Consider the following 26992-nt stretch of genomic DNA (forward strand, 5'->3'; position numbering starts at 1 on the left):
GCGAGGGTTAAGCAGGACGGCTCATGCGGCTCGAATATTTCCAGATGGTCGACAAGGTGCTGGCACTCGATCTCGAGGCACGCACGCTGAAAACGGCCAACATCGTGCCGGATCAAAGTCCGATCTTCGAGGGGCATTTCCCCGGCCATCCCCTGCTGCCCGGCGTGCTGCTGTTCGAGATCATGGCGCAGACCTGCGGCATGCTTCTTCTGCGCCTGCACAATTACGACCGCATGGCGTTCCTCGCCTCGGTCGACAAGGGCAAGCTGCGCACCTTCGTCACGCCCGGCCAGACCATCGAGGTCCATGCCGAGATGGTCCATGACGGCTCCGGCTTCGCCCGGCTCAAGGCCGCCGGGCAGATCGAGGGCAAGCTGGTCTGCAACGCGGAAGTGACGCTGAAGACCATGCCGTTCCCGGCGCCGGAGCTGCGCGGCTATCTGCTGCAAACCGCCGAGCGTATCGGCATGCCCATGGGCGCGCCGGCCGATGTCGGCTCCGCGGCCCCGGCAAGTGCAGGAAATCTCACGAATGTCTGACCGCCGCGAGGTGTGGATCACCGGCATCGGGCTCGTCTCGTCGCTCGGTGAAGGCCTGGAAGCCCATTGGTCGGCGCTGAACGACGGCTCCCGTCCCGTCATCGACGAGACCCGCTTCGCGCCCTACGTGGTGCATCCGCTGGCGAGCGTGAACTTCGACCAGCAGATCCCCAAGAAGGGCGACCAGCGGCAGATGGAGCCGTGGCAGCGCATCGGCACCTATGCGGCCGGGCTGGCGCTGGATTCGGCCGGCCTCAAGGGCAACAAGGAGATCCTCGGCGCCACCGACATGGTGGTCGCGGCGGGCGGCGGCGAGCGCGACCAGGCGGTCGACGGCGCCATCCTCACCGAGATCGAGAACCAGGCGGCACCGGACGTGTTCCTCAACGAACAGCTCCAGTCCAACCTGCGCCCGACGCTGTTCCTCGCGCAGCTCTCCAATCTGCTCGCCGGCAACATCTCGATCGTCCATGGCGTCACCGGCTCCTCGCGCACCTTCATGGGCGAGGAAAGCTCGGGCACCGACGCGGTGCGCATCGGCTTCTCGCGCATCGCCGCGGGCACCAGCGAGATCGCGCTGGTGGGCGGCGCCTACAATGCCGAGCGGCGCGACATGCTGCTGCTCTACGCGCTGAAGCGCCTCGCCATGCACGCGCCCTGGGCGCCGGTGCTGGCCGAGCCGAAGGGCGTGCCGACCGGCTCCGCTGGCGCCTTCCTGGTGCTGGAATCGCCCGAGCACGCCGCCGCCCGCGGCGCCAGGCCGATCGTCAAGCTCTCCGGCGTCTGGTCGGACCGGGCGAAGCGCGGCGAGCCCGGTGCGGTCGAGAAAGTGCTGGGCACGCTGGTCGACGCCGCGCGAGCGGCGGGCGACACCGGCGAGGACGCGCAGACCGCCATCCTTTCCGCCGCCAGCGGCGCGCCGGACCCGACCCGGGCCGAGGTCGCGGTGCTGGAGAAGTCCGGCCTGCCGGTGCGCTCCGTCACCGACCGCGTTGGCCATGGGCTGGAGGCGCAGATGCCGGTGGCGCTGGCGCTGGCCGCGCTGTCGGTCTCCGAAGGGCGGCTTTTCGCCCCCCTCGCCGGCGAGCCGATGGAAAAGCCTTTCGACGGCCCGCTGTCGCGTGCCATCGTAACCGCGGTGGGGCATTGGCGTGGGGAAGGTGTCGCGCTGGTGGAGCGCGCCGACTGACCCCATATGCGGGAGCACATCGCTTCCCAGGAGCAGATCATGGCTTCCTATACCGACAAGGCCGGACGGCCGATCGTTGTCGTCACCGGCATGGGCATGGTGACCTCGCTCGGCCAGGGCAAAGAAGACAACTGGGCCAAGCTGACCTCCGGCCAGTCGGGCATCCACCGCATCACCCGCTTCCCGATCGACGCGATGCGCACCACCATCGCCGGCACGGTCGACTTCCTGCCCGACAGCGGGCGCACTGCGCCGGACCTGTCGGAGGAGCTCGCCGCCCTGTCGGCCGAGGAAGCCGTCGCCCAGTCCGGCATCGGCTCGAAGGGCGATTTCCCCGGCCCACTGTTCTGCGCCGTGCCGCCGATCGAGCTGGAATGGCCGCAGCGCCGCATCCTCGCCCAGGAATCGGTCGCCAACGGCCCGATCACCTATGACGACCTGCTGCGCGCCGCCGAGACCCACGGCCACGACGCCTGGCACGAGCGCTTCCTCTACGGCTCGATCGCCGACCACCTCGCCGACCGCTTCGGCACGCGCGGCCAGCCGATCTCGCTCTCGACCGCCTGCGCCTCGGGCAACACCTCGATCCAGCTCGGCGTCGAGGCGATCCGGCGCGGCGACTGCGACGCGGCGCTCTCCATCGCCACCGACGGCTCGGTGACGGCCGAGGCGCTGATCCGCTTCTCGCTGCTCTCCGCCCTCTCGACCAACAATGAGCGGCCCGAGGCCGCCTCGCGCCCGTTCTCCAAGAACCGCGACGGCTTCATCATCGCCGAGGGCGCCGGCGCGCTGGTGCTGGAGAGCCTCGAGCACGCCATGGCGCGCGGGGCGAAGATCCTCGGCGTGCTGGAGGGCTGCGGCGAGATGGCCGACAGCTTCCACCGCACCCGCTCCTCGCCGGACGCCAAGCCGGTGATCGGCTGCATGCGCTCCGCCCTCGCCGATGCCGGCGTGGGCCCGGACGACATCGACTACATCAACGCCCACGGCACCTCGACGCCCGAGAACGACCGCATGGAGTTCACCGGCATGAGCGCGGTGTTCGGCGAGCGGCTGCCCGACATCCCGCTCTCCTCCAACAAGTCGATGATCGGCCACACCCTGACCGCCGCCGGCGCGATCGAGGCGGTGTTCTCGCTGCTGACGATCCAGAACGCGCGCATCCCGCCGACCATCAACTACGAGGTCCCGGACCCGGCGATCCCGCTCGACGTGGTGCCCAACGTGGCACGCGACGCGCAGGTGAAGCGCGTCATGTCGAACTCCTTCGGCTTCGGCGGGCAGAACGTCGCCCTGGTGCTCACCGGCGAGCCGGCCTGAGCGATCGGCGCCACCTCCCCGCGCGCCGTCTTCCGGCACGCGGGGCGCTGCCCTCCCACCGGATGCGCCTCACGCGGGCCATGCGGCCAACGCTCTTATCGCATGCGCGACATTCGGGCCGGTGACGGGCGTGCCGCCGCACTAGCCTTTGCGCGCCGATTTCGATATCCACCCACATCTTTCCGCGAGCGGCATCGCCTGCCCGCTTCGCCCGACCGTTTCGGGAGCGAGGCCGGCGGCGCCGCCCGCGTTCATCGGAGTTTGTCATGCGCGCGCTGCAACTGGTCTCGGACCGCGAACTGATCCTTGCCGACCTTCCCGCGCCGGAAGCGCCGGCACCGGGCGAGGTGCAGGTCTCGATCAAGGCGCTCGCGCTCAACCACATCGACGTGTGGGGCTGGCGCGGCATGGCCTTCGCCAAGCGCAAGATGCCGCTCGTGGTCGGCGCCGAGGCGGTCGGCGAGGTCATCGCCACCGGCGAGGGCGTGACCCGCTTCAGGCCCGGCTCGCGCGTCGCCATGTATGGCGCGCTGACCTGCGGCCAGTGCCGCATGTGCAAGCAGGGCCGCGACAATCTGTGCGAGAACGTCGCCGGCGTGATGGGCTTCCACGTCGACGGCTTCGCCCGCGACCAGCTCAACATCTCCGAGCGGCTGTGCATCGAGATCCCGGACGGCATCTCCTGGGTCGACGCCGCCTGCGCGCCCGTCACCTTCTCCACCGTCGAGCACATGCTGTTCGACAATGCCCAGCTCGAGCCCGGCGAGACCGTGCTGGTGCATGCGGCCGGCTCCGGCATCGGTACGGCGGCGATCCGCATGGCGAAGGAGATCGGCTGCACCGTCATCACCACTGCCGGCGACGACGAGAAATGCGCCAAGGCGCTGGCGCTCGGCGCCGACCACGTCATCAACTACAAGACCGAGCGCTTCGAGCACGAGGTCCGCAAGATCACCAAGAAGAAGGGCGTCGACGTCGTGTTCGAGCATGTCGGCGTCGAGACCTGGAACGGCTCGCTGCTCTCCATGCGCCCCGGCGGGCGGCTCGTCACCTGCGGCTCGACCTCGGGCGTCTCGGTGAACATGAACCTGATGCAGCTCTTCCAGCGCCAGTACCGCATCATCGGCTCGTTCGGCGCGCCGATGCGCGCGATCGCGGACGGGTTGAAGCGCATGGCGCGCGGCGTGATGCCGGTCATCGATTCGGAATTCGCGCTCGAGGATTTCGGCAAGGGGCTGGAGCGGCTGGAGACGCGGCGCGTGTTCGGCAAGGTCGTCATCCGCTTCTGATAAAGCCTGATGGCTAGCAACGACCGCATCAGCCTGCCCTGGACGACGCGGGTGCGCGACGGCGCGCTCTCGGCCTCGGTGTGGGCGCTCATGCGGCTGATGCGGCTGCAGAGCCCCCGCTTCGCCTCCTGGGTCGGCGGCTTCTGGGCCCGCCGCATCGGCCCCTTCACCTCGATCCAGCGCATCGCGCTGAGGAACCTCGCCCTCGCCTTCCCCGAGAAGAGCGAGGCCGAGCGGAAGGCGATCGCGCGCGGCATGTGGGACAATCTCGGCCGCATGGCAGGCGAGTTCGTCCATCTCGACCGCATCTGGCAGTACAATATGTGGGAGCCGGCCAAGAGCCGGATCGAGACCACCGGCGTGTCGAACTTCGTCGCCATGCGCACGGACGGCAAGCCGGCGCTGGTCTTCACCGCCCACCTCGCCAATTGGGAACTGCCGGCCATCGCCGCCGCCGCCCAGGGGCTCGACAGCGCGGTGCTGTTCCGCGCGCCGGACAACTCCTTCTTCGCCGACCTGCTTTTCGAGGCCCGCTCGCGGGTGATGGGCAACCTCGTCGCCGCCTCGCATGTGGCGGTGTTCGAGCTCGCCGCCGTGCTCGACCAGGGCAAGCATCTGGGCATTCTGGTCGACCAGGCGCGACGCGGCGGGCCGCAGGTGGAGTTCTTCGGCCGCCCCTGCTCGTCCAACCCGACCATCGCCCGCCTCGCCCGGCTCTATGAATGCCCGGTGCACGGCGTGCGCGTGATCCGCCTGGCCAAGGGGCGCTTCCGCATCCAGTGCACCCCGCCGCTGAACCTGCCGCGCGACGCCGACGGCAAGATCGACGTCGACGGCTCGATGCAGATGATCACCTCGGTGGTCGAGGGCTGGGTGCGCGAGAATCCCGAGCAGTGGACCTGGTTCTACAAGCGCTGGCGGGACTGATCCCCTCCCTCGGGCGCGTGGCAGCACACGCACAGCTTGTTGCCGTCGGGGTCGCGCAGATAGGCGCCGTAATAGTCGGGGTGGTAGTGCGGGCGCAGGCCCGGCGCGCCCTCGCAGAGCCCGCCGAGCTCCAGCGCCAGCGCGTGCCAGCGGTCGACCTCGGCCCGGCTCTTTAGCTCGAACGCCACCATCTGCCCGTTGCCGGGGTCGTGCGCGCCCTCAAGCGGGCGCCCGACGACGAACAGCGGCCGGTCCGCCTCCGGCCGCTTCCAGCCGGCCCAGCCGCGCTCGCGGTCGTCGAATTTGAGGACGAGGCCGAGCGCCTCCATCAGCGGCCGGTAGAAGGCGCGCGCGCGCTCGAGGTCACTCACGCCGACATGGACGTGCGAGAACATGGCCGGCCTCCTTTCGCGCCCGTCGCCATATGAAAAAGGCCGGACGCGGGGTCCGGCCTTGCTGGTCGCGCTCCCGGCGGCACACAGGCCGCCGGGGCGATTAGGCGCCGTTCACCTATGGCTCACTTGCCGCGCTTGAAGTTGGTCCAGGTGCGGGTGACCACGCGCTGGACCTTCTGCGGATAGGTGGTGACGGTGAAGAGCTTCTCCTGCGTCTCCTTGTCCGGGTAGATCGCGGGATTGTCGAGCACTTCCTTGTCGATGAACTTCTGCGCCCCGAGGCTGCCGCTGGCATAGGCGATGTAGTTCGAGTTCTTCGCCGCGATCTCCGGCTTCATCATGAAGTTGATGAAGGCCAGCGCCTCGTCCGGATGCGGGGCATCCTTCGGGATCGCGAAGTTGTCGAACCACATCAGCGCCCCTTCCTTCGGGATGATGTAATCGATCCGGATCGGCTCCTTGCCGGTCTTCTCGGCGGCTTCCTCGGCGCGCGCCTTGGCCTGGAACACGTCGCCCGACCAGCCGGTGGCGATGCAGATGTCACCGCCCGCCAGCGCGTTGATGTAACCTGACGAATCGAACTTCTTGATGTATTTGCGGATCGGCGCCAGCAGCTTGCCGGCGGCCTCGATGTCCTTGGGGTCCTTGGAGTTCGGGTCCTTGCCCAGATAGCGCAGCGCGGTCGGGATGATCTCCTCCGGCCCGTCCAGCATGTAGACGCCGCAATCGGCCAGCTTGCCAAGCAGCTCCGGCTTGAAGATCAGGTCCCAGGAGTTCAGCGGCGTGTCGGCGCCGAGGCGCTCCTTGACCTTGTCGACATTGATGCCGATGCCGGTCGTGCCCCACATGTAGTTCACGGCATATTCGTTGCCGGGATCGTAGACGGCGAGACGATCGGAGATCATCGGCCACTGGTACTGGATGTTCGGCAGCTTCTCCTTGTCCAGCTTCATGAACACGCCGGCCTGGATCTGGCGCTGCAGGAAGGAGCCGGTGGGCACAACCACGTCATAGCCGGTCTTGCCGCCGAGAAGCTTGGTCTCCAGCACCTCGTTGGAATCGAAGACGTCGTAGCGGACCTTGATGCCGGTTTCCTTCGTGAACTCCTCCAGTACCGACTCGTCGATATAGTCGGACCAGTTATAGACGTTCACGACCTTTTCCTGCGCGGAAGCCGGCGTAACCGCCAGCGCCGCCAGAAATCCGGCCGCGATTGTCGCGAGGAGGCGGGACATCCTGTTCTCCTTGGAAGATCGAGTGAGTGCCTATCGGGCATTGGGTAGAAGTGGCCGAGTACTCAGGCTAGTGCGTCGCCGCGACGCGCTCAAGACGTTGTGCCCAAGTCTTGGTCGCGCTCACAAATAAGTCTCGTACTCCAGCGTACTGATGCGACGCTCGAACGCCGCACGCTCCGCCTCCTTCATCACCGCATAGACCCGCTGGTATTCCGCTCCGAAGGCGCGGGCCACGAAGTCCGATGCGGCGAAGTCGTGCACCGCCTCGCCCATGTCGTAGGTCAGAAGCGGGGCTTCGGCCTCGTAGGCGTTGCCGCTGAGCGGCGCGGGCGGTTCCATCGCGTTCTCGATCCCCTCCAGCATGCCGGCGAGGATCGCCGCCAGCACGAGGTGGGGATGGGCGTCGGCGCCGGCGATGCGGTGCTCCAGCCGGCGCGCCTTGGCCGGCCCGTTGGGCACGCGCACCGCCACCGAGCGGTTGTCGTAGCCCCAGGAGATGCCGGTCGGCGCATAGCTGCCGGGCACCAGCCGGCGGAAGCCGTTATAGCTCGGCACGTAGAGCACGGCGGTCGGCGCCATGGTGGCGAGCAGCCCCGCCGCCGCGTGGCGCAGCAGCGCCTCGCCCTCCTCGCCGGCGCCGAAGGCGTTGCCGCCGGCCGTGTCGGCGAGGCTCACATGCACATGCATGCCCGAACCGGCGAATTCCAGGAACGGCTTGGCCATGAAGCTGGCGCGCAGCCCGTGCTGGCGCGCCACCCCGTCGATCAGCCGCCGCAGCAGGATGGCATCGTCCGCCGCCGCCATCGCGTCGGTGCGGTGATAGAGGTTCACCTCGTACTGGCCGGGCGCCGCCTCGGAGATCACCGTGTCGGCCGGCAGGCCCTGCACCGCCGCCGCCTGGCGGACCGCGTGCAGCAGCCCGGCATAGGCATCGAGGTCCGACATCGAATACATGTTCTGCCGCGCCGGGCCGTGCGGCGAGGCGGGAAACACCGGCTCGGGCAGCCCGCCCGGGCCCGGGGCCGGCTTCATCAGGTAGAATTCGAGCTCGAAGGCGACGCAGGGGTGCAACCCGCGCGCGGCCAGCCGCTCGACCTGGCGGGCGAGCTTGTGGCGCGGATCGAGCTCCCAGGGCAGCTCGCCGCCGCGCTCGTCCGGCTCGTACATGGTGAGCATGACCTGCGCCGAGGGGCGCGGCGCCCACGGCACCGGCTTCAGCGTGCCGGGAACCGGCCGGCAGATGCCGTCGCGGTCGCCGGTCTCGATATGGATGCCGGTCTCCTCGACCTCGCGGCCCCACACGTCGAGCCCGAAGATGGACAGCGGGATCGCGACGCCGTCGCTCCAGATCTTGCCGCCCGCCGCGCCGGGTATCCATTTGCCGCGCAGCACGCCGTGGGTGTCGGGCAGCAGCACCTCGACGATGTCGGGCACGCCGTGCGCGGCGACATGGGCCGCGAATTCGTCGCCCGCGAGAGCCGCCGCCGAAGCGGTGCCGGATAGCGCGGGTGAAGGCTCGCTCCGGCTTTCAGCGGTCGCGGCAGCCGCCGCGACGTCAGGCATTGGCATGATCCACCTGGTCGATGTCCGTCCGTCGATTTGGTCATGGCGACGGGCCGGCGGTCAAGCCGTCGCTGCCGTGACCTCCCTTGTGGCATGCCGACCGGCTTGACGCACGAAAAATGTGATCACATTGTGCGGGCCACTTTCCCTGTGCCGGGCGACGCCGATACCGCCGGGACGACACGCCAACGGGTCCACCATGCCGCAGCCCAAGTCCACCGCCGAACTGCGCGCGCTCGACGCCGCGCACCATCTCCACCCCTTCAGCGACATGAAGGCGCTGAACGCGGAAGGCTCGCGCATCATCACCCGCGCGGACGGCGTGTGGCTCACGGATTCGGAGGGCAACCGCATCCTCGACGGCATGTCGGGCCTTTGGTGCGTCAATGTCGGCTACGGGCGCGAGGAGATCGTCGACGCGGTCGCCGCCCAGATGCGCGAGCTGCCTTACTATAACACCTTCTTCAAGACCACCCACCAGCCGGCGATCGAGCTCTCGGCCAAGCTCGCCGAGCTGACCCCGCCGCAGTTCAACCGGGTGTTTTTCACCGGCTCCGGCTCGGAATCCAACGACACGGTGATCCGCCTCGTCCGGCGCTATTTCGACATCCGCGACAAGCCGCAAAAGAAGGTCATCATCTCCCGGCGCAACGCCTATCACGGCTCGACCGTCGGTGCGGCGAGCCTCGGCGGCATGGCGCCGATGCACGAGCAGGGCGGCCTGCCGATCCCCGACATCGTCCACATCGCCCAGCCCTACTGGTGGGGCGAGGCGCGCCAGGGCGAGACGATGGAGGAGTTCGGCATCCGCACCGCGCGGGCGTTGGAGAGCGTCATCGACGCCATGGGCGAGGACCGCATCGCCGCCTTCATCGCCGAGCCGATCCAGGGCGCGGGCGGGGTCATCATCCCGCCCATCACCTACTGGCCGGAGATCGCCCGCATCTGCCGCGAGCGCGACATCCTGTTCGTCTCGGACGAGGTCATCTGCGGCTTCGGCCGCACCGGCCAGTGGTTCGGCTGCGAGACCTACCACACCCACCCCGACATCCTCGTCATGGCCAAGGGCATCACCTCGGGCTACATGCCGCTCGGCGGGGTGATGGTGGCCGACAGGGTCGCCGAGGTGCTGATGGAGGGGGGCGACTTCAACCACGGCTACACCTATTCCGGCCATCCGGCGGCCTGCGCGGCGGCGCTCGCCAACCTCGCCATCATGCAGCGCGAGAAGCTGGTGGAGCGCGTGGCCGAGGATGTCGGCCCCTATCTCAAGGCCCGCTGGAGCGCGCTCGCCGAGCACCCGCTGGTCGGCGAGGCGCCGATGGTCGGCCTCGTCGGGGCGCTCGAGCTCACCCCCGATAAGGTCGGGCGCACCAGCTTCCCCGATGTCGGCAAGGTCGGCACCCTCGCCCGCGACTTCTCCTTCGCCAACAACCTCGTCATGCGCGCCGTGCGCGACCGGCTGATCATCGCCCCGCCGCTCGTCATCTCGCATGGCGAGTGCGACGAGCTGATCGCCCGCGCCCGCCGCACGCTCGACCAGACCCATGCCGAGCTGAAGCGCCGCGGCTGGGTCGCCTGAGCCGGCCGGGCCGCGAGGCCCGGCCATGCCGGGTCTGATCCCGCCGCCGCTCCCCGCTCCTGCTCCCTTCTCCTGCCCCCACCCGGCGAAACGTGCTTAGATGGCGAGGCCCGGCGCATAATCGCGGATGGCGGTGAGATGGACGTCGTAACCTCCCTGGCCGAACGATCGGGCGTCTCCCCGGCGCGCGTCGCCGCGCTGCGCTCGGAGGCGGAGGCGCTCTATCTCGGCACCCGACCGAAGACGCGGGCGGCCGCCGGCGCCGCGGCGCACCTGTTCCAGGGCGTGCCGATGCACTGGATGGTCGACTGGTCGACCCCGGTGCCGCTGGTGGTGGCGGAGGCGACCGGCGCCCGCCTCACCGACGTCGACGGCCACGGCTATGACGATTTCTGCCTCGGCGACACCGCCGCTCTGTTCGGCCACGGCCCACCACCGGTCGCCGAGGCGGTGAGCCGGCAGGCGCGGCGCGGGCTCGCCACCATGCTGCCGAGCCCGGACGCGGCGGCGGTCGGCGAGCTGCTCAGCGCCCGCTTCGGCCTGCCCTCCTGGCAGGTCGCCACCACCGCCAGCGACGCCAACCGCTTCGCCCTGCGGGTGGCGCGCGCGGTGACCGGTCGCCCGCGCATCCTGGTTTTCGACGGCGCCTATCACGGCGCGGTGGACGAGACCTTCGTGGGCATAAGCGCCAATGGACGCGTCACCAACCGGCCCGGCCTGCTCGGCGAGCCGCGCGACCTCACCCTGCTGGCGCGGGTGGTGCCGTTCAACGACCTCGACGCGCTGGAGACGGCGCTCGCGGACAACACGGTCGCCTGCGTCATCACCGAGCCGGTGATGACCAACTGCGCCATGGTGCTGCCCCAGCCCGGCTTCCACGAGGGGCTGCGCGAGATCACCCGCCGCCACGGCACCCTGCTGCTGATCGATGAGACCCACACCCTGTCCACCGGGCCCGGCGGCTATACCGCGGCGCACGCCCTCGCGCCGGACCTGTTCGTCGCCGGCAAGGCGATCGCCGGCGGCATTCCGGCCGCGGTCTGGGGCATGAGCGCGGAGCTGGCGGGGCGGCTCGAATCGGCCCGCGCCGGCGCGCCGTCCGGCCATTCGGGCATGGGCACCACGCTGTCGGGCAGCCCGCTGCAGCTCGCGGCGCTGCGCGCGACGCTGGAGCACGTCGCCACCGACGAGGCCTACGTCCACATGGACGCGCTCGCGACCCGGCTGGAGGCGGGCCTCGCCGCCGCCATCGCGCAGGCGCACCTGCCCTGGCACGTCGTGCGCTGCGGCGCCCGGGTGGAGGTGGTGCGCGCGCCCGCCCCGCTCATCAATGGCGGAGAGGCGCATGGCGCCCATTTCGCCGCACTGGAGGCCGCAATCCACCTCGCCCTGCTGGTGCGCGGGGTGCTGATCTCGCCCTTCCACGACATGATGCTGGCCTCGCCCGCGACCACGCAGGCGCAGGTCGATAACCTCATCGCAGCCACCGGCGACGTAATCCGCCGGCTCGTCGACTGACAGGGCGGGGGTGGCGGCGCCCCCGGGCAATTTCGACCCGGCCGGCGGGACGCCTCAGCCGCCCGCTTCGTCGGCGACCTTGCAGGCTTCCGGCGCCGGCACGTTTTCCTCTGCAGCCGCCGGCACCGCGGCCGCGGCCGACTGCAGCGCCGCCTCCAGCGCGATGACGCGCTGGGTCAGCGCATAGACCGAGCGGGTGAGCACCGCCTCGCGTTTCTTCAGTCGGTCGATCTGCGACAGCTCGATGACCTCGTCGCGGCGCGGCGGATCGAACAGCTCGGCCCGCGGCCAGTCCGGCAGATAGGCCTTACGCAGCTTGCGGTTGTCGGAGCGGTAGTAGCGCATGCAGAGCCGGCGCTGGCCGTAGGTCAGGAGATGCGAGCTGGAGCCCTTCTTGTAGGCGTTCTCTCCCAGCAGCCGCTCCATCGTCTCGAAGAACCCGTTGTCGTGCGGCCCCTCGAACACGTCGCGCACCTCCGCGCCGAGCTCCACCAGATATTCGTCATAGCTGCGGTTGACGCGTTCGATGTCCGCCATACCCTCGGTCGGCAGGCCCAGCTCCTGCACGTAATCCTGCACGATGTCGCCGCCATGGAGCGCGCCGCGCTGGAACAGCCGCAGCCTGAAGCGCTCGCGGCCGACCGCCAGGGCCCACGGGTCGGCGATCCAGCTCCACGGCGCGGGCGCGCCCCCGCCGAGCGCGTATTCCTTCACCGAGGCGAAATTCTTCGCCCCCCATTGCTGGTAGGCGGAGATGATGTAGGAATCCTGCCGGCGGATGTAGAGCACCACCCGCAGGTCCAGCCCCGCGGCCGTGGCCGCCGTCACGAAGGGCTCGATCAGCTCGATCCGCCCCGAGATGTTCTCGGCGCTGGCCAGCGCGGTGTGGAATCCGTTCTCCCGCATGTGCCGGGCGAGAGCGGTCAGCCGCTCCGTCAGCGCCGCCGTCGGGTCGTCGAGGCTCGCGACCTGCTCGAGGTACCAGATCTGGTAGCCGCCTGTCTGGCCGCCGACGCCAAACTCGCAGTCCGGCACGAGGAAGCCGTAAGGGGCGAGCGCCGCGGCATTGGCGCCGAGATAGGCCTGGATGGCCGAGCTGCCGCATTTGGGCGCACCGATATGGAGCACCAGCGTCGGGGTGCCCGGCGGGTAGTGCGGCAGGCGCACCGTTGGCGGCGGGTGAGGCGAGGCTTTGGCGAGGCTTCGGGCCGTCAGTCTGAGGACGGATGAGAGCTTGCCGAACACTCCCCTCAGCCCCTCTCGGTCTCGAAGCCGGCTTCCTTCCACGCCAGTATGCCGCCGGCCATGTGGCGGTGGAGGTCCACCCCGGCGGCCTGGGCCGCGGCGGCGGCCTTCTGCGAGCGCTGGCCGGACCGGCACGAGAAGACGAGCATCTTGTCGCCGGCATCCGGCAGCGCGGCAACGTCGAAGGTCGAAAGCGGTACATTGACCGCGCCGGGAATGCTCTCGGATTCGATCTCGTTCGGCTCGCGCACATCCACGAGCAGCATCGTTCCGGCGTCCATGCCCGCCTTGACCTCGTCGACCGACAGATTCTCGATCACACCACCGAACGGATTGTTCTGCATCGTCCGTCTCCATCAGCACCCGCCGCGGACGTAGCGCCGACCGGCGCCGACCGCAAGCGGGAGTTTGTTGGGGAACTAGATGGGGAGCTTGGCGGCGCGTTTCACGGCCGGCGCGGCCGGCGCGCGGGACGCACGGCGATGACACCCGCGACCACCAGCGAGCCGCCGGCGACCACGCCGATGGACGGGATTTCCCCGAACAGTACCGCCGCGAGCGACGTGCCCACCACGATCTGCAGCAGCAGCCCGACCGAGATCACCCCCGCCGGCAGCCGGCCGAGGGCGAAGGTCGCAAGCCCCTGCCCCGCCGCATGAGCGATCAGGCCGAGCCCCACCAGCGCCATCAGGCCCTTGAAGCTCTGCGGAATGATGACCTCCCCCGCCGCCAGCGCGAAGGTGAGGCACACCACCGCGCCCACCGCGCTCGACAGCAGGGCGACGGTGCCCCCGCCGAGCGCCGGGGCGCGCCCTTCGCCGCCGCGCCTCAGCGCGCGCAACGTCAGCATATAGGCGGCGTAGCAGGTCGCCGCGCTGAGCGCGAGGCTGTCGCCGAACACGCTGACCCCGGGGATCCCGCCGCCGGACACCGTTCCGTGGCTGCCCGCGCTGGCGCCCACGATCAGCGCCGCGCCCGGCAGCGCCAACACGATCGCCATCACCAGCCCGCGCGTCGGCCGCTCGCCGAGCCACAGCCAGCCGAAGACGAACACGAACACCACCGCGAGGTTGCCGAGCAGCAGCGCGTTCGCCGTCGAGGTATGGCGCATGGCGATGTGGAAGAAGATCAGGTCGGCGGCGAAGAACGCGCCGGCGCCGGCGACGAGCACCATCTGGCGCACCGTCAGCCGGGCGGGCAGGCTCCGCGCAGGCGCGCGCTGCCGGCTCGCATGGCGCCGCTCCGCCAGCGCCCAGACCGCCATCGGGCCGAGCGCGAAGAACAGCCGCCAGAAGCCGATTGCCGCCGGCCCGACATCGGACAGGCGCACGAAGATGGCCGAGAAGCCGATGCAGATCGCCGCCGCGATCACGGCGAGGAACGCCTCGCGCCGCTGCTGGCCGAGCAGCGCCTCCTCGCTGCGCGCCAGGGAGGGCGCGGCGGAAGCGGGAATGAAGGCCGGGGCTAGCGCGGCGGAAGCGGGAGGCGGAGGCATTGCCGGACTCGACAGGTCGAATGAGATCGGCCGCGCGCGGAAGGGGCGCCGGTGACGGATGGCTCCGGCGGCGTTGCTTCGGCGGCGGCAGGTGTCGTACCGTTAGCTCCGCGTCGACAATCGGCAAAGCGAATTTATTTTGTGGTTGTATCGACAAAAGTGATATAGGTGCGCCGAGCCTGCAGGACCTCGCTCCTCCCGGACCCATACCATGCGCCATCTCGACACCGAATCGCTCGGCATGCTCATCGCCATCGTCGACAGCGGCGGCTTCACCGCCGCGGCCGAGCGCGTGGGCCGCACCCAGTCGGCGGTTTCCGCACGCATCGCCCAGCTCGAGGACAATCTCGGCGTGCGGCTTCTGGAGCGTTCGCGGCGTGGTATTTCGCTGACCGAGACCGGCGAGCGGCTGGTCGCCCATGCGCGCCGCCTGCTCGCCTTCGAGAGCGAGGCGCTGGCCGACCTCAAGGGCGGCACGCCCGAGGGCAGCGTCCGGCTCGGCATGCCGGACGACTATGTCGACGCCTATTTCACGCCGACCATCGCCCGCTTCGCGGCTGCCTATCCGCGGGTCGAAATCTCGATCCGCTGCGACCTCTCCAAGAACCTCGAACCGGAAGTCGAGCGCGGGCAGCTCGACGTCGCGCTCTTCACCCGCGACCTCGCCCGCCCCACCGGCGAATTGCTGAAGCGCGAGAAGCTGCACTGGCTGGCCGCGCGCGGCCACCGGCCCGAGCGCAACGACCCGCTGCCCCTCGCCCTGTTCCCCACCGGCTGCCGCGCCCGCCCGCACATCGCCGCCGCGCTCGACAAGGCGGGAAAGAGCTGGCGCGTCGCCTGCACTTCCTCCTCGCAGGGCGGCATCTATGCGGCGGTCGAGACCGGGCTGTGCGTGACCGCCCTGCCCGAATGCGCCGCGCCGCCGGAATGGCGCCGGCTCGGCCCGGCCGACGGCCTGCCGGCGCTGCCGGACATGGAGATCGGGCTGGTGCTTGCCCCCGCCGCCTCCCCCGCCGCCCGCCGCCTTGCCGAGACGCTGCGCGCCGGCCTCGCCATGCCGACCGCCGTCGCCGCGGCGTAGCGCGCCGCCCGCGATCCATCGGCTTGCGCCGGCCGTCATCGACAATTCACATGCATCCCCGCCCGTGCCGCGCTAACGCTGGGGCATCATGAGCGAGACGCGCCCCGGAACCACCGCCTTCCCCGTGCGCGCCGGCAGCGCGGGCGAGGTGTTCGCCGTCTTCCTCAAGCTCGGGCTCACCTCCTTCGGCGGGCCGGTGGCGCATCTGGGCTATTTCCGCGAGGAGCTGGTGCGCCGGCGCGGCTGGCTGGCCGAGGAAGCCTATGCCGGCCTCGTCGCGCTCTGCCAGTTCCTGCCCGGCCCGGCCTCCAGCCAGGTCGGCATGGCGATCGGGCTGATGCGTGCGGGCCCGCTCGGCATGGCGGCGGCATGGCTCGGCTTCACACTTCCTTCGGCGCTGGTGATGATCGCCTTCGCCTATGGCGTCGCCGGCGCGGACGCGGCCGGGCACGGCACGGCGGGATGGCTGGCGGGGTTGAAGCTCGCCGCCGTCGCGATCGTCGCCGACGCCGTCCTCGGCATGGCGCGCAACCTCTGCCCCGACCGCGAGCGCCGCACCCTCGCTTTGCTGGCCGCCGCCGGTGCGGCGCTGGTGCCGGGCGCGGCCGGCCAGATCGGCGTCATCCTCGCCGGCGGGCTGCTCGGGCTCCTCTGGTTGAAACCCTCCGGCGACACGCCCGGTCAGGTGGCGGGCCTGCCGCCCGGGCGCCTGCCCGCCCCCGTCCCGGCGCTGGCGGCCTTCGCCCTGTTCGTGCTGCTGCTGGTGCTTCTGCCGCTCGCGGCGCGCGCGGGGGCGGGCGCCGGCCTCGCCCTGTTCGACACGCTCTACCGTGCCGGCGCGCTGGTGTTCGGCGGCGGCCATGTGGTGCTGCCGCTGATCGAATCCGCGCTCGTCCATCCCGGCGGACTGACCCGCGAGGCGTTCCTCGCCGGCTATGGCGCAGTGCAGGCGGTGCCCGGCCCGCTGTTCAGCTTCGCCGCCTATGTCGGGGCGATGATGCCCGGCCCGCCCAACGGCGTCGCCGGCGCCGCGATCGGACTGGCGGCGATCTTCCTGCCCTCGGCGCTGCTGGTCTATGCCGCCCTGCCGTTCTGGAGCCGCCTCGCCGGCCAGCCGCGCATCCGCCAGGCCATGGCCGGCATCAACGCGGCCGTGGTCGGCCTGCTCGGCGCCGCCTTCTGGGACCCGGTGGTGACGTCGAGCCTCACCTCGGCCCGCGCCTTCGCGCTGGCGCTGCTCGCCTATCTGGCGCTCGCCCTGTGGCGCGCGCCGGCCTGGGCGGTGGTGGCGGGCGCGGCGCTCGCCGGCGCCGCCCTGCTGCGGTCGTCCTAGCGGGCGACTTTCATGCCGGCGAAGCTCTGGCTGGTGGGCATCACCTGCAGCCGGTCGATCGCGACGTGCCGCGGCAGCGTGCAGCAGAAGAACACCTGCTCGGCGATGTCCTCGCCGCTCAGCGGCTGGAGCCCGGCATAGACGTCGCTGGAGCGCGCCTCGTCGCCGTGGAAGCGCACCAGCGAGAACTCGGTCTCGACCATGCCCGGCTCGATATTGGTGACGCGCACCCCGGCGCCGGAGAGGTCGGCGACGAGGTTCAGCGCGAACTGCTTCACGAACGCCTTGGTCCCGCCATAGGCGTTGCCGCCGAGATAGGGATAGTCGCCCGCCACCGAGCCGGTGAACACCACATGCCCTTCGCCGCGCTCGACCATGCCCGGCAGCGTCGCCCGCACGGTGTAGAGCAGGCCCTTGATGTTGGTGTCGACCATGTCCTCCCAGTCCTTGAGGCTGGCCTTGTGGGCCGGCTCCAGGCCGAGCGCCAGCCCGGCATTGGCGAACACCACGTTTATCTTCGCGAACGCTTCCGGCAGCCCCTCGAGCGCGGCGGTCAGCGCCGCGTTGTCGCGCACGTCGACCTCGAGCGGGTGGAAGTTCGGCCCCAGCTCGTCGCGCAGCGCGATCAGCCGATCCGCCCGCCGCCCGGTGCCGATCACCCGCGCGCCGGCAAGGGCGAAGCGGCGCGCCGTCGCGGCGCCGATGCCGGCGGTCGCTCCGGTGACGAGGACGGTCAGGGTGGCGGGATCCAGCATCTGGTACATGACGGCTCCTTGAAGGCTCGGCGACGCCGCGCGCCGCGCTCGTGCTGCGCCGCCACATAGCGCGGCGGGCGGGCGGCGTCCATCGTGACGGTGGTAGGATCGGATGGCTGCGTCTGTTAACCTTTCATTGACCAACGGACATGGAAAAGCGGGGGACAGGCTCCCGCCGCCTCAGGGTCATGCTGGTGCCACGATCCTTGGGGAAACAGGGAACGTGTCGCGCCGTACCCGAACGGCGTGACGGGGTGGACACGAAGGGCCGGCGCCAGCCGGTCGCGGGAGTAACAGGTCGATGAACGTCTATGCCCTTGCGGGAACCGCCGCCATCGCCCTCCTGCTCGGCGGCTGCAGCACGGAACTCGACGGTTTCGGCACATCGACGGCCCCCGCCCCGGCAGAGATCAGCCAGATCACGCCCGCACCCTCCGGCTCGATCGTGAGCGCCCCGGTCCCCGCGCCGAGCGACGTCGCCGGCGCCAACACCGCCACCGGCGCCAGCGCCGCCACCGCGAGCGCCGCGGTGACGCCCAAGACGACGCCGGAGACCCCGGTCGCGCTGGCCCCGCCCGCGCCGACCGCCCCGGGCGGCGTCGCCTATGCCGAGCCGGGCGCCGCGCGCACGCAGCTCGCCGGCGCCTGGAACTATGGCTGGGACGACGGCCAGAAGACGTGCAAGATCACGCTGTCCACCGACCGCGGCATGAACGGCTTCGCCGCCAATGCGGATGTGGGCTGCCCGAACGACATCTTCATGACCAAGGGCTGGGACGTCTGGGGCAGCGAGATCGTGCTGCAGAACCATCTCGGCAAGGTCACGGCGCGGCTGAAGCCGGCCGGCGACGGCGAGTATGACGGCGTTGCCACCGGCGACGGCGCCAAGGTCACGCTGACCCGCTCCTGAGACGCCCGCCTCATCTCCGACAGGACGCGGCGAGACCTGTCCAAGGACGCAGGCCGCACCCCTACCCCAAGACCTCCACGCCGGAATGACTGGATAAGTCCAGTCATTTATTATGGCGCGGGTGATGAATCCGTCATGGAGCGGCGCTAGACTTTGCCGGCTCGAAAGTCTCCGGCCCTGCGCGCCGCACTTCGCCGGCGGGCGATCCAGTAATTTATTGTCATATTCGAAACATCGGACGCGGGAAAATACGCAATCCTGCCCATTGTTTCGCGGACTAGTTGCGAGCACTTTGTGTGGCGCGACCTCACAAAGTCGGGAACTGGAAAATAGTTCGTGCGTTCGAGGTCCGGCTGGCCCATGTTGAGCATGAGGAAAGCTGATTGATTCGCTCTTGCGATCGGAGGGGATTGTGATGCTGCAGGCTGCACGTGTAGTTCAGGAGCCGTCGTCGTCCACGACCGTGTACGACGAGCTTCCGCGCGCTTTTCCGCGCCGCTCGGCCGATACGGCGACGGTGGCCCAGCTCATGCGCCAGCAGCTCGACATCGCCAATCCCGGTTCGGACGCCGAGGCGCTGCGGCTGCTGCGGCAGATCTTCCCCGGTGCCCCGCTGGCGATGCGCGTCGCCGCCCTCGCCGACCGCCGCGCCGAATAGCTCCCCCGAACGACATCCCCGTGCCGCCGGCCCTCGCCGCGCCGGTCTGACATCACGCCCCTCAGTTGAGGTGGCTCGGCCGGTCGTGGTCCGGCGCGGCGCCGTCGATGCCCGGCTCGACCATGCGCGCCTTGGCGGCGGCCTTCGCGCCCTGCCGTGCCTCGTAGTCGCGCATGAGCTTGGCGTAGCGCATGGCCGAGAAGGGCAGCGCTGCCAGATAGCCGACGCACAGCACCGACAGCACCGCCCACGGCCAGGTCACCAGCACCGCCACGAACAGCACCACGCACACGAACAGCGGCATCACCTTGTCGCGGGGGATGCGCGCGCCGAGCTTCTTGCCCGAATAGGCCGGCACCTTGGAGACCATGAGCAGCGCAATGGCGAGGCAGAACACCGCCGCGATCGCCGGCAAGGCCTCGAGCCGCGGCAGGCCGATCAGCTCCAGATAGACCGGCAGCAGCATGACGAGCGCGCCCAGCGGCGCCGGCACCCCGGTGAAGAACTCGGAGGCGAAGGGCGGCCGGTTCGGGTCGTCCAGCATCACGTTGAAGCGGGCGAGACGCAGCGCCGCGCAGATGGCGAAGGAGAGCGCGGCGATCCAGCCGATCGAGCCCAGCGATTCCAGCCCCCACATATAGATCACCAGCGCCGGCGCCACGCCGAAGCACACGAAGTCCGACAGGCTGTCGAGTTCGGCGCCAAAGCGCGAGGTGCCCTGAAGCATGCGCGCCAGCCGCCCGTCCATGCCGTCCAGCACGGCGGCGATGACGATGGCGCCGAGCGCCACCTCCATCCGTCCCTCCACCGCCATGCGGATGCCGGTCAGGCCCGCGCACAGCGCCAGCAGGGTGACGACGTTCGGCACCAGCAGCCGCACCGGCACCGCCTGGAAGCGCCGGCGGCGGCGCTCCGGCTCGGGGCCGTCCGGTTCGGAGGTGTCGTCGGGCTCGAAGGGCGGGAAGAAGTCGGACATGGCAGACCTCGCTGGGTTCAGTCCACGCGGAACGACGGCGCCGGCACGGTGGCGGCGAGATCGGCGAGCACGGTCTCGCCGGCGATCGCCCTCTGGCCCTCCGCGACCACGGGGTGCGTGCCCGGCGGCAGGTAGACGTCGACCCGCGAGCCGAACCGGATCAGGCCGAAGCGCTGGCCGGGCGTGAGGCTGTCGCCCTCGCGCACGAAGCTGACGATGCGCCGCGCCACCAGCCCGGCGATCTGCACCACGCCGATCTCGCCGATCGCGGTGTCGAGCACCATGCCGGAGCGCTCATTGTCCTCGCTCGCCTTGTCGAGGTCGGCGGAGAGGAACTTGCCGGGTCGATAGGCGATGCGCAGGATCCGGCCCGCCAGCGGCGCGCGGTTCACGTGCACGTCGAACACGTTCATGAAGATGCACACGCGCGGCAGCGGCAGTTCGCCCAGGCCCAGCTCCGGCGGCGGCAGAGCCGGCCCCACGAGGCACACCCGTCCATCGGCCGGCGAGACCACCAGCCCCTCGCGGATCGGCGTCACGCGTTCGGGGTCGCGGAAGAAGTAGCAGATCCACGCGGTGATCAGCACGCAGATCCAGCCGAGCGGCGGCAGCAGCCAGAGCAGCACCGCAGACACCGCCGCGCCGATCAGGATGAAGGGGTAGCCTTCACGGTGGATCGGCACCAGGCCGCTGCGGATGGAATCGATGACGGACATGAAGAACGGTTTCCCGCGGGTGAGCACCCGGGCACAGGTAGGGCCGCGCGCGCGCGCCGTCAAATGCCGCCGTCGGGCTCCGGGGCCGGCTTGCGCCGCGCGCGCCGCCGCGGCGCCACCGACATGGTGCGCCCTTCGAGCGCGCCCCGGCGCGGCCACAGCGTCTCCTCGTCGAAGAAGCGCGAGGCCATCGCCTCGCCGCGCCGGATCAGTTCGTCGATCAGTTCCGGGCTGCGGTCGAGCGTGGAGCCGTAGCCGTACTTCGCCTCGTCGAGGCCGCCGTCCAGCAGGCGGATCGTCACCGGGCGGTAGTAGTGCTGCGGCTCGCCGCGCCGCCGGCGCCGCTTCAGCTCGCCGTTGAGCGCCACGATCTCGTTGATCTTATCGACGAAGTGCAGTTCCTGCGCCAGCGAGATGTTGCCGGCGAGCTGGTCGCGCCGGTCGCGGATCGCCTCGAAGGTCTTCGGCTCCTGCGCCACCGCGAGCGGGCTGATCTGGATCACCCACAATTCGTCGAGATCGAGGTCGAGCAGGTCGCGGATCGGCGGGTTGACGCTGAACAGCCCGTCCCACAGCACATGCCCGCGCGTGTGCACTGCCCGGTAGAGGAAGGGCAGCGCCGCCGAGCCCAGCAGTTCGGGATAGTCGAGGTCGGTGCCGCTGAAGATGCAGCGGTCGCCCTTCAGCACGTCGGTGGCGCCGATGAACAGGTATGGCGGGCCCGCGCGCCCCTCTTTGGTCAGTTCCTCGAGCTTCAGGAACTCCCTGAGCCAGCTGCCGAGCACCCGGTCCGCGCCGCTCTCGACCCGGTAGGGGCTGACGTCGAGCCGCCACGGCAGGCTGGCGATGGCCTGCCCCCAGTAGTTCTGCCAGGCGTCGAGCGGGGTGTCGGCCTTGGCGTGGTCCCAGAAGCGGTAGAGCCGCTCGCGCGCCTCCTGCGGGCCGCCCTGCTTCAGGCCGGTCCAGGCGAGCGCGGCGCAGATCGCCCCGCCCGAGGTGCCGCTGATGCCGGCGAGCTCGTAGCGCTCAATGAGGTCCTTCTGCATCAGGCGCCGCAGCACGCCGGCGGTGAAGGCGGCGTGGCTTCCCCCGCCCTGGCAGGCGATGCCGACCTTCCTTGCCGCCCGCTCAGCCATGGTGCGGCTCCGTTTCGCCCGGCGCTCAGGCCGCCGCGTCGCTGGTAACGGCGCCGACCTCTTCCTCGTCCTCGGCTTCCTTCAGCGTCTCGCGGGCGCGCTCGGCCTCGCGCTGGCGTTCCCACATCGAATGGTAGAGCCCGCGGCGCAGCATCAGCTCGGCATGGGTGCCGCGCTCGGCGATGCGCCCGTGCTCCAGCACGATGATCTCGTCGGCGCCGACCACGGTCGAGAGCCGGTGCGCGATGACGAGCGTGGTGCGCCCGCGCGAGACCCGCTCCAGCGCGTCCTGGATCTCGCGCTCGGTGTGGCTGTCGAGCGCCGAGGTCGCCTCGTCGAGGATCAGGATCGGCGGGTTCTTGAGGATGGTGCGGGCGATGGCGACGCGCTGCTTCTCGCCGCCGGAGAGCTTCAACCCGCGTTCGCCGACCTCGGTCGCGTAGCCCTTGGGCGTGCGGCGCACGAAGCCGTCGATCTGCGCCAGCTCGGCCGCGCGCGCGACGTCCTCGTCGCTCGCATCGGTGCGCCCGTAGCGGATGTTGTAGGCCAGCGTGTCGTTGAACAGCACCGTGTCCTGCGGGACCATGCCGATGGCGTGGCGCAGCGATTCCTGCGTCACCTCGCGCACGTCCTGCCCGTCGATCAGGATGCGGCCTTCATTGACCTCGTAGAAGCGGAACAGCAGGCGCGAGATGGTCGACTTGCCCGCCCCCGAGGGGCCAACGATCGCCACCGTGCGCCCGGCCGGCACCTCGAACGACACGCCCTTGAGGATCTCGCGGTCGGGGTCGTAGGAGAAGCGCACGTCCTCGAAGCGCACGTCCCCGCCCTTCAGCTCCAGCACGCGCGCCTGCGCCGTGTCCTTGATCTCGGGCGGGCGGGCGAGGATGGCGAACATTGCTTCGATGTCGATCAGCGACTGCTTGATCTCGCGATAGATCATGCCGAGGAAGTTCAGCGGCTGGTAGAGCTGGATCATCATGGCGTTGACCATGACGAAGGAGCCGACCGACTGCCGCCCGGCGCGGATGTCGAACACGCACAGCGCCATCACCGCCGTCAGGCCGAGCGTGAAGATCGCCGCCTGCCCGGCGTTCAGCCAGGCGAGCGAGGTGTGGGTGTGGACGGTGGCGCGCTCGTAGCGGGCCATGGAGCGGTCATAGCGCTCGGCCTCCCATTTCTCGGCGCCGAAATACTTTACCGTCTCGTAGTTGAGCAGGCTGTCGACCGCCTTGGCGTTTGCGTCGGTGTCGCTCTCGTTCATCGCCGCCCGGATGCCCATACGGTACTCGGTCATGATGAAGGTGAAGAGCGTGTAGCCGACGATCATCGCCACCGCCGCCAGCGCGTAGCGCCAGTCGAACTGCCACAGCAGCACGCCGATCACCATCGCGAATTCGAGGATGGTCGGCGCGAGGTGCAGCACCAGCATGCGCACGATGGTCTCGATGCCCTCGCGCGAGCGCTCCAGCACCCGCGTCAGCCCGCCGGTCTTGCGCTCGAGGTGGAAGCGCAGCGACAGCGCGTGCATGTGCTGGAAGGTCTCGAGCGCGAGGCGCCGCACCGCGTGCACCGCGACCCGCGCGAACAGCCCGTCGCGAAGCTGCGTCAGCCCGGCCATGACGACGCGGGCGAAGCCGTAGGCGAGGGTCAGCATCAGCGGGGCCGCGATCAGCCAGGCGATGGCATCGGTGCTGATGCGCGCGCCTTCGCTGTCGGCCACCGCGTCGGTCGCCCATTTGAAGAAGAACGGCGTCGCCATGGTGGCGATCTTGGCGAGCACCAGCAGCAGCAGGCCCCAGGCGACGCGCGCGCGCAGATCCGCCCGGTCGGCCGGCCACAGATAGGGCCACAGCCCCTTCAGCGCGACCAGAAGGCTGCCGCGCGGATTGATCTCGGAGGCTTTGGAGGGACGCGAAACGGCGGTTCCGCCATCAGGTGCGGACATTCAGCACTTCCAATTCTGCTTCGGTCAGGCCGAGACCGGCCCGGATTCGTTCGTTGACGTGCAGATGGGGGCCGCGGACGCCGGCGCCAAGGCCGGCGCCTGCAGGGCTGGGCTGCGCCCTTCCCCCGCCGCGCCGGACAGCAGTTCCATCAGCGTGGTGAATTCGCCGGCCAGCGCCGCGAAGGCCGCGCGGTCGAGGCAGTAGCAGGAGCGCGGCCCCTCGATGGTGCCGGTGATGAGGCCCGCCTCCTTCAGCACCTTGAGATGCTGCGAGACGGTGGACTGGGCGAGCGGCAGGCCGCGCACGATGTCGCCGCACTGGCAGCGCTCGGCACGCGCCAGTGCGCGCACGATGGCGAGCCGCGCCGGGTGGGCGAGCGCGCGCAGGCGCAGGGCGAGGAGATCGTCGGCCACGGGATCGATCATGGCAATCGTTTATCGTCGATTGACGATGAAGGCAAGTCCGGGAAGGATTCCGGAAGGGCAACCCCCGGGAGGGCAACCCGGCCGCCGGAACCTTCCTGCCCGGCGGGCCGTTGCCTCGCCGTCGCCGCGGCAGCGTCGTTTGCGCGCGGCCGCGGCGGATGCGATGGATGATCGAGGCGCTTGCCCGCGTCCCTCTCGCCATGCACCATGTGAGCCATGTCGAAAATCAGAAGCGTATGCGTTTATTGCGGAGCCGCCCCCGGGGACGATTCCATCTACATCGACAGCGCCATCGCGCTCGGCCACCAGCTGGCGCGCGAGGGCATCCGCCTGATCTATGGCGGCGGCGGTGTCGGCCTGATGGGCGCCACGGCGCGGGCCTGCGCCGAGGCCGGCGGCATGGTCACCGGCATCATCCCCGATTTCCTGATCGGGAAGGAGCAGGCCTTCGAGCACGCCCATGAGCTGGTCGTCACCAAGGACATGCACGAGCGCAAGCGGCTGATGTTCGAGCGGGCGGACGCCTTCATCGCCCTGCCCGGCGGCATCGGCACGCTGGAGGAGCTGGTCGAGCAGATGACCTGGGTGCAGCTCAACCGGCACCGCAAGCCTGTGATGGTGCTCAACATCGCCGGCTTCTGGAAGCCGCTGCTGACCCTCATCGATCACATGCAGACGACCGGCTTCATCAACGGCGCGCGCCCGGTGCGGCTGCTGGTCGCCAACGAGGTGAGCGCAGTCCTGCCCCAGCTCCAGTCCGCAGTTGCGACCGTCGCCGAGGGGGCGCTGCACGGCGAGGCCGAGGAAAGCGTGCTCGACCGGATGTGAGAAGAACCGGCCCGCTCAGTGCGTGGTCGGCGGCTCGCCGAGGGTCTTTTCCATCGTCGTATTGCCGAGCCAGACGCCGCCGCGCGGCACCGTGTTGCGGCTCTTGGGCACGAAGCCGCGCTTCTGGAAGAAGCCGAGCGCGGTATCGCTCGCATCGACCGCGAGCACCTTCGCCCCGCGCGCGCCCGCCAGCTTCTCCACCGCGTCGTAGAGCAGCGCGCCGACGCCCTGCCCGGCAGCTTCCGGATGCACGAAGAGCATGTCGATCAGCCGGTTGTCGGCGAGCGCGATGAAGCCGACCGGCTCGCCCTCGCGCGTCGCCACCAGCGTCAGATGGTCGGCGAGGCGCCGGGCCAGCGCCGCCTCGTCGCCGGCGGCTTCCGCCCAGGCTTCCTGCTGGTCCTCGTCATAGTCCTCGCCGGTCAGCCCGAGGATCGCCTCGCGGGCGATCTCGGACAGCATCGGCACGTCGGCCGGCAGCGCCGGGCGCAGCGCGGCGGCGGGCGCCGGGCTCACCGCCGCGGCTCCCAGCTCGTGGTGCCGTCCTTGTTGTCCTTCAGCGCCACGCCGAGCGCGAGCAGCTCGTCGCGGATGCGGTCGGAGGTGGCGAAGTCGCGGTTGCGCCGCGCCTCGATGCGCTCGGCGATGCGGGCCTCCACCTCCTCGGGCGCGATGTCGAGCGTGGGCGCGCGCCCGGCCGCCCAGTTCCTGAGCGGCGCCTCGCTGAAGCCGAGGAAGGCGAGCGTGCCGCCCAGCGCCTTCTTGCCGGCATGGTCCTTCAGCGCGTGCATCTCGGCGATCGCCTTCGGCGTGTTGAGGTCGTCGGCGAGCGCCTCCAGCACCGCCGGCGCCGGGCGCGGATAGGCGTCGGGCGCGGCGGCGTCGAACCACTGCTCCAGTGTCTTCGCGCTCTCTTCAAGGCCCTTCAGCGTCCAGTCGATCGGCTGGCGGTAATGGGTCTTCAGCATGTTGAGGCGCAGCACGTCGCCCGGCCAGTCCGCCAGCAGGTCGCGAATGGTGACGAAATTGCCGAGCGACTTCGACATCTTCTCGCCTTCCACCTGCAGGAAGCCGTTGTGCATCCAGACCTTGGCCATGATGCCGGTATGGAAGGCGCAGCGCGACTGCGCGACCTCGTTCTCGTGGTGCGGGAAGACGAGGTCGATGCCCCCTCCGTGGATGTCGAAGGTCTCGCCGAGATGGCGCCACGACATGGCCGAGCACTCGATGTGCCAGCCCGGGCGCCCGTTCACGTCGATGCCCGCCGGCGAGGGCCAGCCCGGCTCGCCGGGCCGCGAGGGCTTCCACAGCACGAAGTCCATCGCGTCGCGCTTGTAGGGGGCGACGTCGACACGCGCGCCCGCCAGCATCTCGTCGAGCGGGCGGTGCGAGAGCTCGCCATAGTCCGGCATCGAGGGCACGGAGAACAGCACGTGGTTCTCCGCCACATAGGCGTGGCCGGAGGCGACCAGCCTCTCGATCAGCGTCCGCATCTCGGCGATGTGCTCGGTCGCGCGCGGCTCCACGTCGGGATGCATCACGCCCAGCGCCTCGAGGTCGTCGTGGAACTGCGCCTCGGTGGCGAAGGTCACCTTGGCGATCGCCTCGTTGAGGTCGAGCCCGGGATATTCGCCCGCCGCGCGCGCGTTGATCTTGTCGTCCACGTCGGTGATGTTGCGCACATACTTCACGTGGTCGGCGCCGTAGAGATGGCGCAGCACCCGGTACAGCAGGTCGAACACGATCACCGGCCGCGCATTGCCGATATGCGCGTAGTCATAGACCGTCGGGCCGCACACATACATCCGCACCAGCGCCGGATCGAGCGGCGCGAAGCTCTCCTTGGCGCGGGTCAGCGTGTTGTAGAGTTTCAGCTCGGGAAGCCCCGCCTGTGCGTCCGACATCGATATTCGCCTTCGAAATTGTGC

The 26992-nt window shown here is 70.0% G+C and carries 26 protein-coding genes; 12 read left to right on the forward strand and 14 right to left on the reverse strand.

Features of this window, described 5'->3' with window-relative positions:
- Window positions 1–23: 23 nt before the first annotated feature.
- From NVS83_RS18215 to NVS83_RS18235, 5 genes are all read left to right on the forward strand, one after another.
- Window positions 24–539: a 3-hydroxyacyl-ACP dehydratase FabZ family protein gene (locus NVS83_RS18215; protein ID WP_258733487.1), complete on the forward strand. Its 516-nt coding sequence runs from the start codon at window positions 24–26 to the stop codon at window positions 537–539.
- Window positions 532–1728: a beta-ketoacyl-ACP synthase gene (locus NVS83_RS18220; protein ID WP_258740578.1), complete on the forward strand. Its 1197-nt coding sequence runs from the start codon at window positions 532–534 to the stop codon at window positions 1726–1728. The genes NVS83_RS18215 and NVS83_RS18220 overlap by 8 nt, the downstream gene beginning before the upstream one ends.
- Window positions 1729–1767: 39 nt before the next feature.
- On the forward strand, window positions 1768–3048 hold the full coding sequence (locus NVS83_RS18225; RefSeq protein ID WP_258740579.1) for a beta-ketoacyl-ACP synthase: 1281 nt from the start codon (window positions 1768–1770) through the stop codon (window positions 3046–3048).
- Between the two features lie 266 nt (window positions 3049–3314).
- Complete coding sequence (locus tag NVS83_RS18230; protein WP_258740580.1) at window positions 3315–4337, forward strand: zinc-binding dehydrogenase; 1023 nt, start codon at window positions 3315–3317, stop codon at window positions 4335–4337.
- Window positions 4338–4346: 9 nt separating this feature from the next.
- Entirely contained in the window at window positions 4347–5264 is a 918-nt protein-coding gene (locus NVS83_RS18235; protein WP_258740581.1) for a lipid A biosynthesis lauroyl acyltransferase, read from the forward strand.
- On the opposite strand, the gene NVS83_RS18240 is transcribed toward NVS83_RS18235, so the two are convergent.
- The 3 genes from NVS83_RS18240 to NVS83_RS18250 all read right to left on the reverse strand — a co-directional run bounded on the left by NVS83_RS18240 (window position 5243) and on the right by NVS83_RS18250 (window position 8457).
- Complete coding sequence (locus tag NVS83_RS18240) at window positions 5243–5659, reverse strand: VOC family protein (protein WP_258740582.1); 417 nt, start codon at window positions 5657–5659, stop codon at window positions 5243–5245. The genes NVS83_RS18235 and NVS83_RS18240 overlap by 22 nt on opposite strands.
- Window positions 5660–5781: 122 nt before the next feature.
- A complete protein-coding gene (locus NVS83_RS18245; RefSeq protein WP_258733493.1) occupies window positions 5782–6894 on the reverse strand; it encodes a polyamine ABC transporter substrate-binding protein in 1113 nt (370 codons plus the stop codon).
- A gap of 120 nt (window positions 6895–7014) precedes the next feature.
- Window positions 7015–8457 carry a glutamine synthetase family protein gene (locus NVS83_RS18250; RefSeq protein WP_258740583.1) on the reverse strand — a complete coding sequence of 481 codons (1443 nt, stop codon included), beginning with the start codon at window positions 8455–8457 and terminating at the stop codon, window positions 7015–7017.
- Between the two features lie 199 nt (window positions 8458–8656).
- Here NVS83_RS18250 and NVS83_RS18255 point away from each other — a divergent pair, with 199 nt between their 5' ends.
- Window positions 8657–10039 (forward strand): aspartate aminotransferase family protein, encoded by a 1383-nt coding sequence (locus tag NVS83_RS18255; RefSeq protein ID WP_258740584.1) that lies wholly within the window; start codon window positions 8657–8659, stop codon window positions 10037–10039.
- A 138-nt stretch (window positions 10040–10177) separates the two neighbouring features.
- The gene (locus tag NVS83_RS18260) at window positions 10178–11557 is read left to right on the forward strand and encodes an aspartate aminotransferase family protein (RefSeq protein WP_258740585.1); all 1380 of its coding nucleotides are present in this window, start codon (window positions 10178–10180) and stop codon (window positions 11555–11557) included.
- A 54-nt stretch (window positions 11558–11611) separates the two neighbouring features.
- On the opposite strand, the gene NVS83_RS18265 is transcribed toward NVS83_RS18260, so the two are convergent.
- From NVS83_RS18265 to NVS83_RS18275, 3 genes are all read right to left on the reverse strand, one after another.
- The gene (locus NVS83_RS18265; protein ID WP_258740586.1) at window positions 11612–12724 is read right to left on the reverse strand and encodes a hypothetical protein; all 1113 of its coding nucleotides are present in this window, start codon (window positions 12722–12724) and stop codon (window positions 11612–11614) included.
- A gap of 83 nt (window positions 12725–12807) precedes the next feature.
- Window positions 12808–13146 carry a rhodanese-like domain-containing protein gene (locus NVS83_RS18270; protein ID WP_258740587.1) on the reverse strand — a complete coding sequence of 113 codons (339 nt, stop codon included), beginning with the start codon at window positions 13144–13146 and terminating at the stop codon, window positions 12808–12810.
- Window positions 13147–13247: 101 nt separating this feature from the next.
- Window positions 13248–14297 (reverse strand): DMT family transporter, encoded by a 1050-nt coding sequence (locus tag NVS83_RS18275; RefSeq protein WP_258740588.1) that lies wholly within the window; start codon window positions 14295–14297, stop codon window positions 13248–13250.
- 211 nt (window positions 14298–14508) lie between these two features.
- On the opposite strand from NVS83_RS18275, the gene NVS83_RS18280 reads away from it, so the two are divergent.
- Both NVS83_RS18280 and chrA read left to right on the forward strand, forming a co-directional pair.
- Window positions 14509–15378 carry a LysR substrate-binding domain-containing protein gene (locus tag NVS83_RS18280; protein ID WP_258740589.1) on the forward strand — a complete coding sequence of 290 codons (870 nt, stop codon included), beginning with the start codon at window positions 14509–14511 and terminating at the stop codon, window positions 15376–15378.
- An 88-nt stretch (window positions 15379–15466) separates the two neighbouring features.
- The gene (chrA, locus tag NVS83_RS18285) at window positions 15467–16711 is read left to right on the forward strand and encodes a chromate efflux transporter (RefSeq protein ID WP_258740590.1); all 1245 of its coding nucleotides are present in this window, start codon (window positions 15467–15469) and stop codon (window positions 16709–16711) included.
- Here the strand turns inward: chrA and NVS83_RS18290 are convergent.
- Entirely contained in the window at window positions 16708–17475 is a 768-nt protein-coding gene (locus NVS83_RS18290; protein WP_258740591.1) for an SDR family NAD(P)-dependent oxidoreductase, read from the reverse strand. The genes chrA and NVS83_RS18290 overlap by 4 nt on opposite strands.
- Window positions 17476–17767: 292 nt before the next feature.
- On the opposite strand from NVS83_RS18290, the gene NVS83_RS18295 reads away from it, so the two are divergent.
- Entirely contained in the window at window positions 17768–18376 is a 609-nt protein-coding gene (locus NVS83_RS18295; RefSeq protein ID WP_258740592.1) for a protease inhibitor Inh/omp19 family protein, read from the forward strand.
- A gap of 415 nt (window positions 18377–18791) precedes the next feature.
- Window positions 18792–19034 (forward strand): transferase, encoded by a 243-nt coding sequence (locus tag NVS83_RS18300; protein ID WP_258733503.1) that lies wholly within the window; start codon window positions 18792–18794, stop codon window positions 19032–19034.
- A gap of 61 nt (window positions 19035–19095) precedes the next feature.
- Here the strand turns inward: NVS83_RS18300 and pssA are convergent, their stop codons facing one another.
- From pssA to NVS83_RS18325, 5 genes are read right to left on the reverse strand one after another with little or no spacing between them, the layout of a single operon-like run.
- Complete coding sequence (gene pssA / locus NVS83_RS18305) at window positions 19096–20010, reverse strand: CDP-diacylglycerol--serine O-phosphatidyltransferase (RefSeq protein ID WP_258740593.1); 915 nt, start codon at window positions 20008–20010, stop codon at window positions 19096–19098.
- Between the two features lie 17 nt (window positions 20011–20027).
- Window positions 20028–20726, reverse strand: a complete 699-nt coding sequence (locus tag NVS83_RS18310) for a phosphatidylserine decarboxylase (protein ID WP_258733505.1) — start codon at window positions 20724–20726, stop codon at window positions 20028–20030.
- Window positions 20727–20785: 59 nt separating this feature from the next.
- A complete protein-coding gene (locus NVS83_RS18315; protein ID WP_258740594.1) occupies window positions 20786–21862 on the reverse strand; it encodes a patatin-like phospholipase family protein in 1077 nt (358 codons plus the stop codon).
- Between the two features lie 25 nt (window positions 21863–21887).
- Entirely contained in the window at window positions 21888–23810 is a 1923-nt protein-coding gene (locus NVS83_RS18320) for an ABCB family ABC transporter ATP-binding protein/permease (RefSeq protein ID WP_258740595.1), read from the reverse strand.
- 24 nt (window positions 23811–23834) lie between these two features.
- On the reverse strand, window positions 23835–24236 hold the full coding sequence (locus NVS83_RS18325) for an ArsR/SmtB family transcription factor (RefSeq protein ID WP_258740596.1): 402 nt from the start codon (window positions 24234–24236) through the stop codon (window positions 23835–23837).
- 216 nt (window positions 24237–24452) lie between these two features.
- Between NVS83_RS18325 and NVS83_RS18330 the strand changes: the two genes are divergently transcribed.
- Window positions 24453–25064, forward strand: coding sequence for an LOG family protein (locus NVS83_RS18330; RefSeq protein WP_258733509.1), 612 nt, complete (start codon window positions 24453–24455; stop codon window positions 25062–25064).
- A 15-nt stretch (window positions 25065–25079) separates the two neighbouring features.
- Here NVS83_RS18330 and NVS83_RS18335 read toward each other — a convergent pair whose 3' ends face one another.
- Window positions 25080–25526, reverse strand: coding sequence for a GNAT family N-acetyltransferase (locus NVS83_RS18335; RefSeq protein WP_258740660.1), 447 nt, complete (start codon window positions 25524–25526; stop codon window positions 25080–25082).
- A gap of 50 nt (window positions 25527–25576) precedes the next feature.
- The gene (cysS, locus tag NVS83_RS18340; protein ID WP_258740597.1) at window positions 25577–26968 is read right to left on the reverse strand and encodes a cysteine--tRNA ligase; all 1392 of its coding nucleotides are present in this window, start codon (window positions 26966–26968) and stop codon (window positions 25577–25579) included.
- Window positions 26969–26992: the final 24 nt, after the last annotated feature.

The organism is Ancylobacter mangrovi (genome assembly GCF_024752335.1).
GTDB lineage: Bacteria > Pseudomonadota > Alphaproteobacteria > Rhizobiales > Xanthobacteraceae > Ancylobacter > Ancylobacter mangrovi.

What these genes read in the sequence shown, in the direction of transcription:
- NVS83_RS18315 (WP_258740594.1), bottom strand. Translation starts at nt 21,862, where the DNA reads ATGGCTGAGCGGGCGGCAAGGAAGGTCGGCATCGCCTGCCAGGGCGGG.
- NVS83_RS18250 (WP_258740583.1), bottom strand. Translation starts at nt 8,457, where the DNA reads ATGCCTGACGTCGCGGCGGCTGCCGCGACCGCTGAAAGCCGGAGCGAG.
- NVS83_RS18310 (WP_258733505.1), bottom strand. Translation starts at nt 20,726, where the DNA reads ATGTCCGTCATCGATTCCATCCGCAGCGGCCTGGTGCCGATCCACCGT.
- NVS83_RS18275 (WP_258740588.1), bottom strand. Translation starts at nt 14,297, where the DNA reads ATGCCTCCGCCTCCCGCTTCCGCCGCGCTAGCCCCGGCCTTCATTCCC.
- NVS83_RS18220 (WP_258740578.1), top strand. Translation starts at nt 532, where the DNA reads ATGTCTGACCGCCGCGAGGTGTGGATCACCGGCATCGGGCTCGTCTCG.
- cysS (WP_258740597.1), bottom strand. Translation starts at nt 26,968, where the DNA reads ATGTCGGACGCACAGGCGGGGCTTCCCGAGCTGAAACTCTACAACACG.
- NVS83_RS18270 (WP_258740587.1), bottom strand. Translation starts at nt 13,146, where the DNA reads ATGCAGAACAATCCGTTCGGTGGTGTGATCGAGAATCTGTCGGTCGAC.
- NVS83_RS18245 (WP_258733493.1), bottom strand. Translation starts at nt 6,894, where the DNA reads ATGTCCCGCCTCCTCGCGACAATCGCGGCCGGATTTCTGGCGGCGCTG.
- NVS83_RS18325 (WP_258740596.1), bottom strand. Translation starts at nt 24,236, where the DNA reads ATGATCGATCCCGTGGCCGACGATCTCCTCGCCCTGCGCCTGCGCGCG.
- NVS83_RS18230 (WP_258740580.1), top strand. Translation starts at nt 3,315, where the DNA reads ATGCGCGCGCTGCAACTGGTCTCGGACCGCGAACTGATCCTTGCCGAC.
- NVS83_RS18240 (WP_258740582.1), bottom strand. Translation starts at nt 5,659, where the DNA reads ATGTTCTCGCACGTCCATGTCGGCGTGAGTGACCTCGAGCGCGCGCGC.
- NVS83_RS18290 (WP_258740591.1), bottom strand. Translation starts at nt 17,475, where the DNA reads ATGTACCAGATGCTGGATCCCGCCACCCTGACCGTCCTCGTCACCGGA.
- pssA (WP_258740593.1), bottom strand. Translation starts at nt 20,010, where the DNA reads ATGTCCGACTTCTTCCCGCCCTTCGAGCCCGACGACACCTCCGAACCG.
- NVS83_RS18260 (WP_258740585.1), top strand. Translation starts at nt 10,178, where the DNA reads ATGGACGTCGTAACCTCCCTGGCCGAACGATCGGGCGTCTCCCCGGCG.
- NVS83_RS18295 (WP_258740592.1), top strand. Translation starts at nt 17,768, where the DNA reads ATGAACGTCTATGCCCTTGCGGGAACCGCCGCCATCGCCCTCCTGCTC.
- NVS83_RS18225 (WP_258740579.1), top strand. Translation starts at nt 1,768, where the DNA reads ATGGCTTCCTATACCGACAAGGCCGGACGGCCGATCGTTGTCGTCACC.
- NVS83_RS18215 (WP_258733487.1), top strand. Translation starts at nt 24, where the DNA reads ATGCGGCTCGAATATTTCCAGATGGTCGACAAGGTGCTGGCACTCGAT.
- NVS83_RS18300 (WP_258733503.1), top strand. Translation starts at nt 18,792, where the DNA reads ATGCTGCAGGCTGCACGTGTAGTTCAGGAGCCGTCGTCGTCCACGACC.
- NVS83_RS18335 (WP_258740660.1), bottom strand. Translation starts at nt 25,526, where the DNA reads ATGCTGTCCGAGATCGCCCGCGAGGCGATCCTCGGGCTGACCGGCGAG.
- NVS83_RS18320 (WP_258740595.1), bottom strand. Translation starts at nt 23,810, where the DNA reads ATGTCCGCACCTGATGGCGGAACCGCCGTTTCGCGTCCCTCCAAAGCC.
- NVS83_RS18235 (WP_258740581.1), top strand. Translation starts at nt 4,347, where the DNA reads ATGGCTAGCAACGACCGCATCAGCCTGCCCTGGACGACGCGGGTGCGC.
- chrA (WP_258740590.1), top strand. Translation starts at nt 15,467, where the DNA reads ATGAGCGAGACGCGCCCCGGAACCACCGCCTTCCCCGTGCGCGCCGGC.
- NVS83_RS18255 (WP_258740584.1), top strand. Translation starts at nt 8,657, where the DNA reads ATGCCGCAGCCCAAGTCCACCGCCGAACTGCGCGCGCTCGACGCCGCG.
- NVS83_RS18280 (WP_258740589.1), top strand. Translation starts at nt 14,509, where the DNA reads ATGCGCCATCTCGACACCGAATCGCTCGGCATGCTCATCGCCATCGTC.
- NVS83_RS18330 (WP_258733509.1), top strand. Translation starts at nt 24,453, where the DNA reads ATGTCGAAAATCAGAAGCGTATGCGTTTATTGCGGAGCCGCCCCCGGG.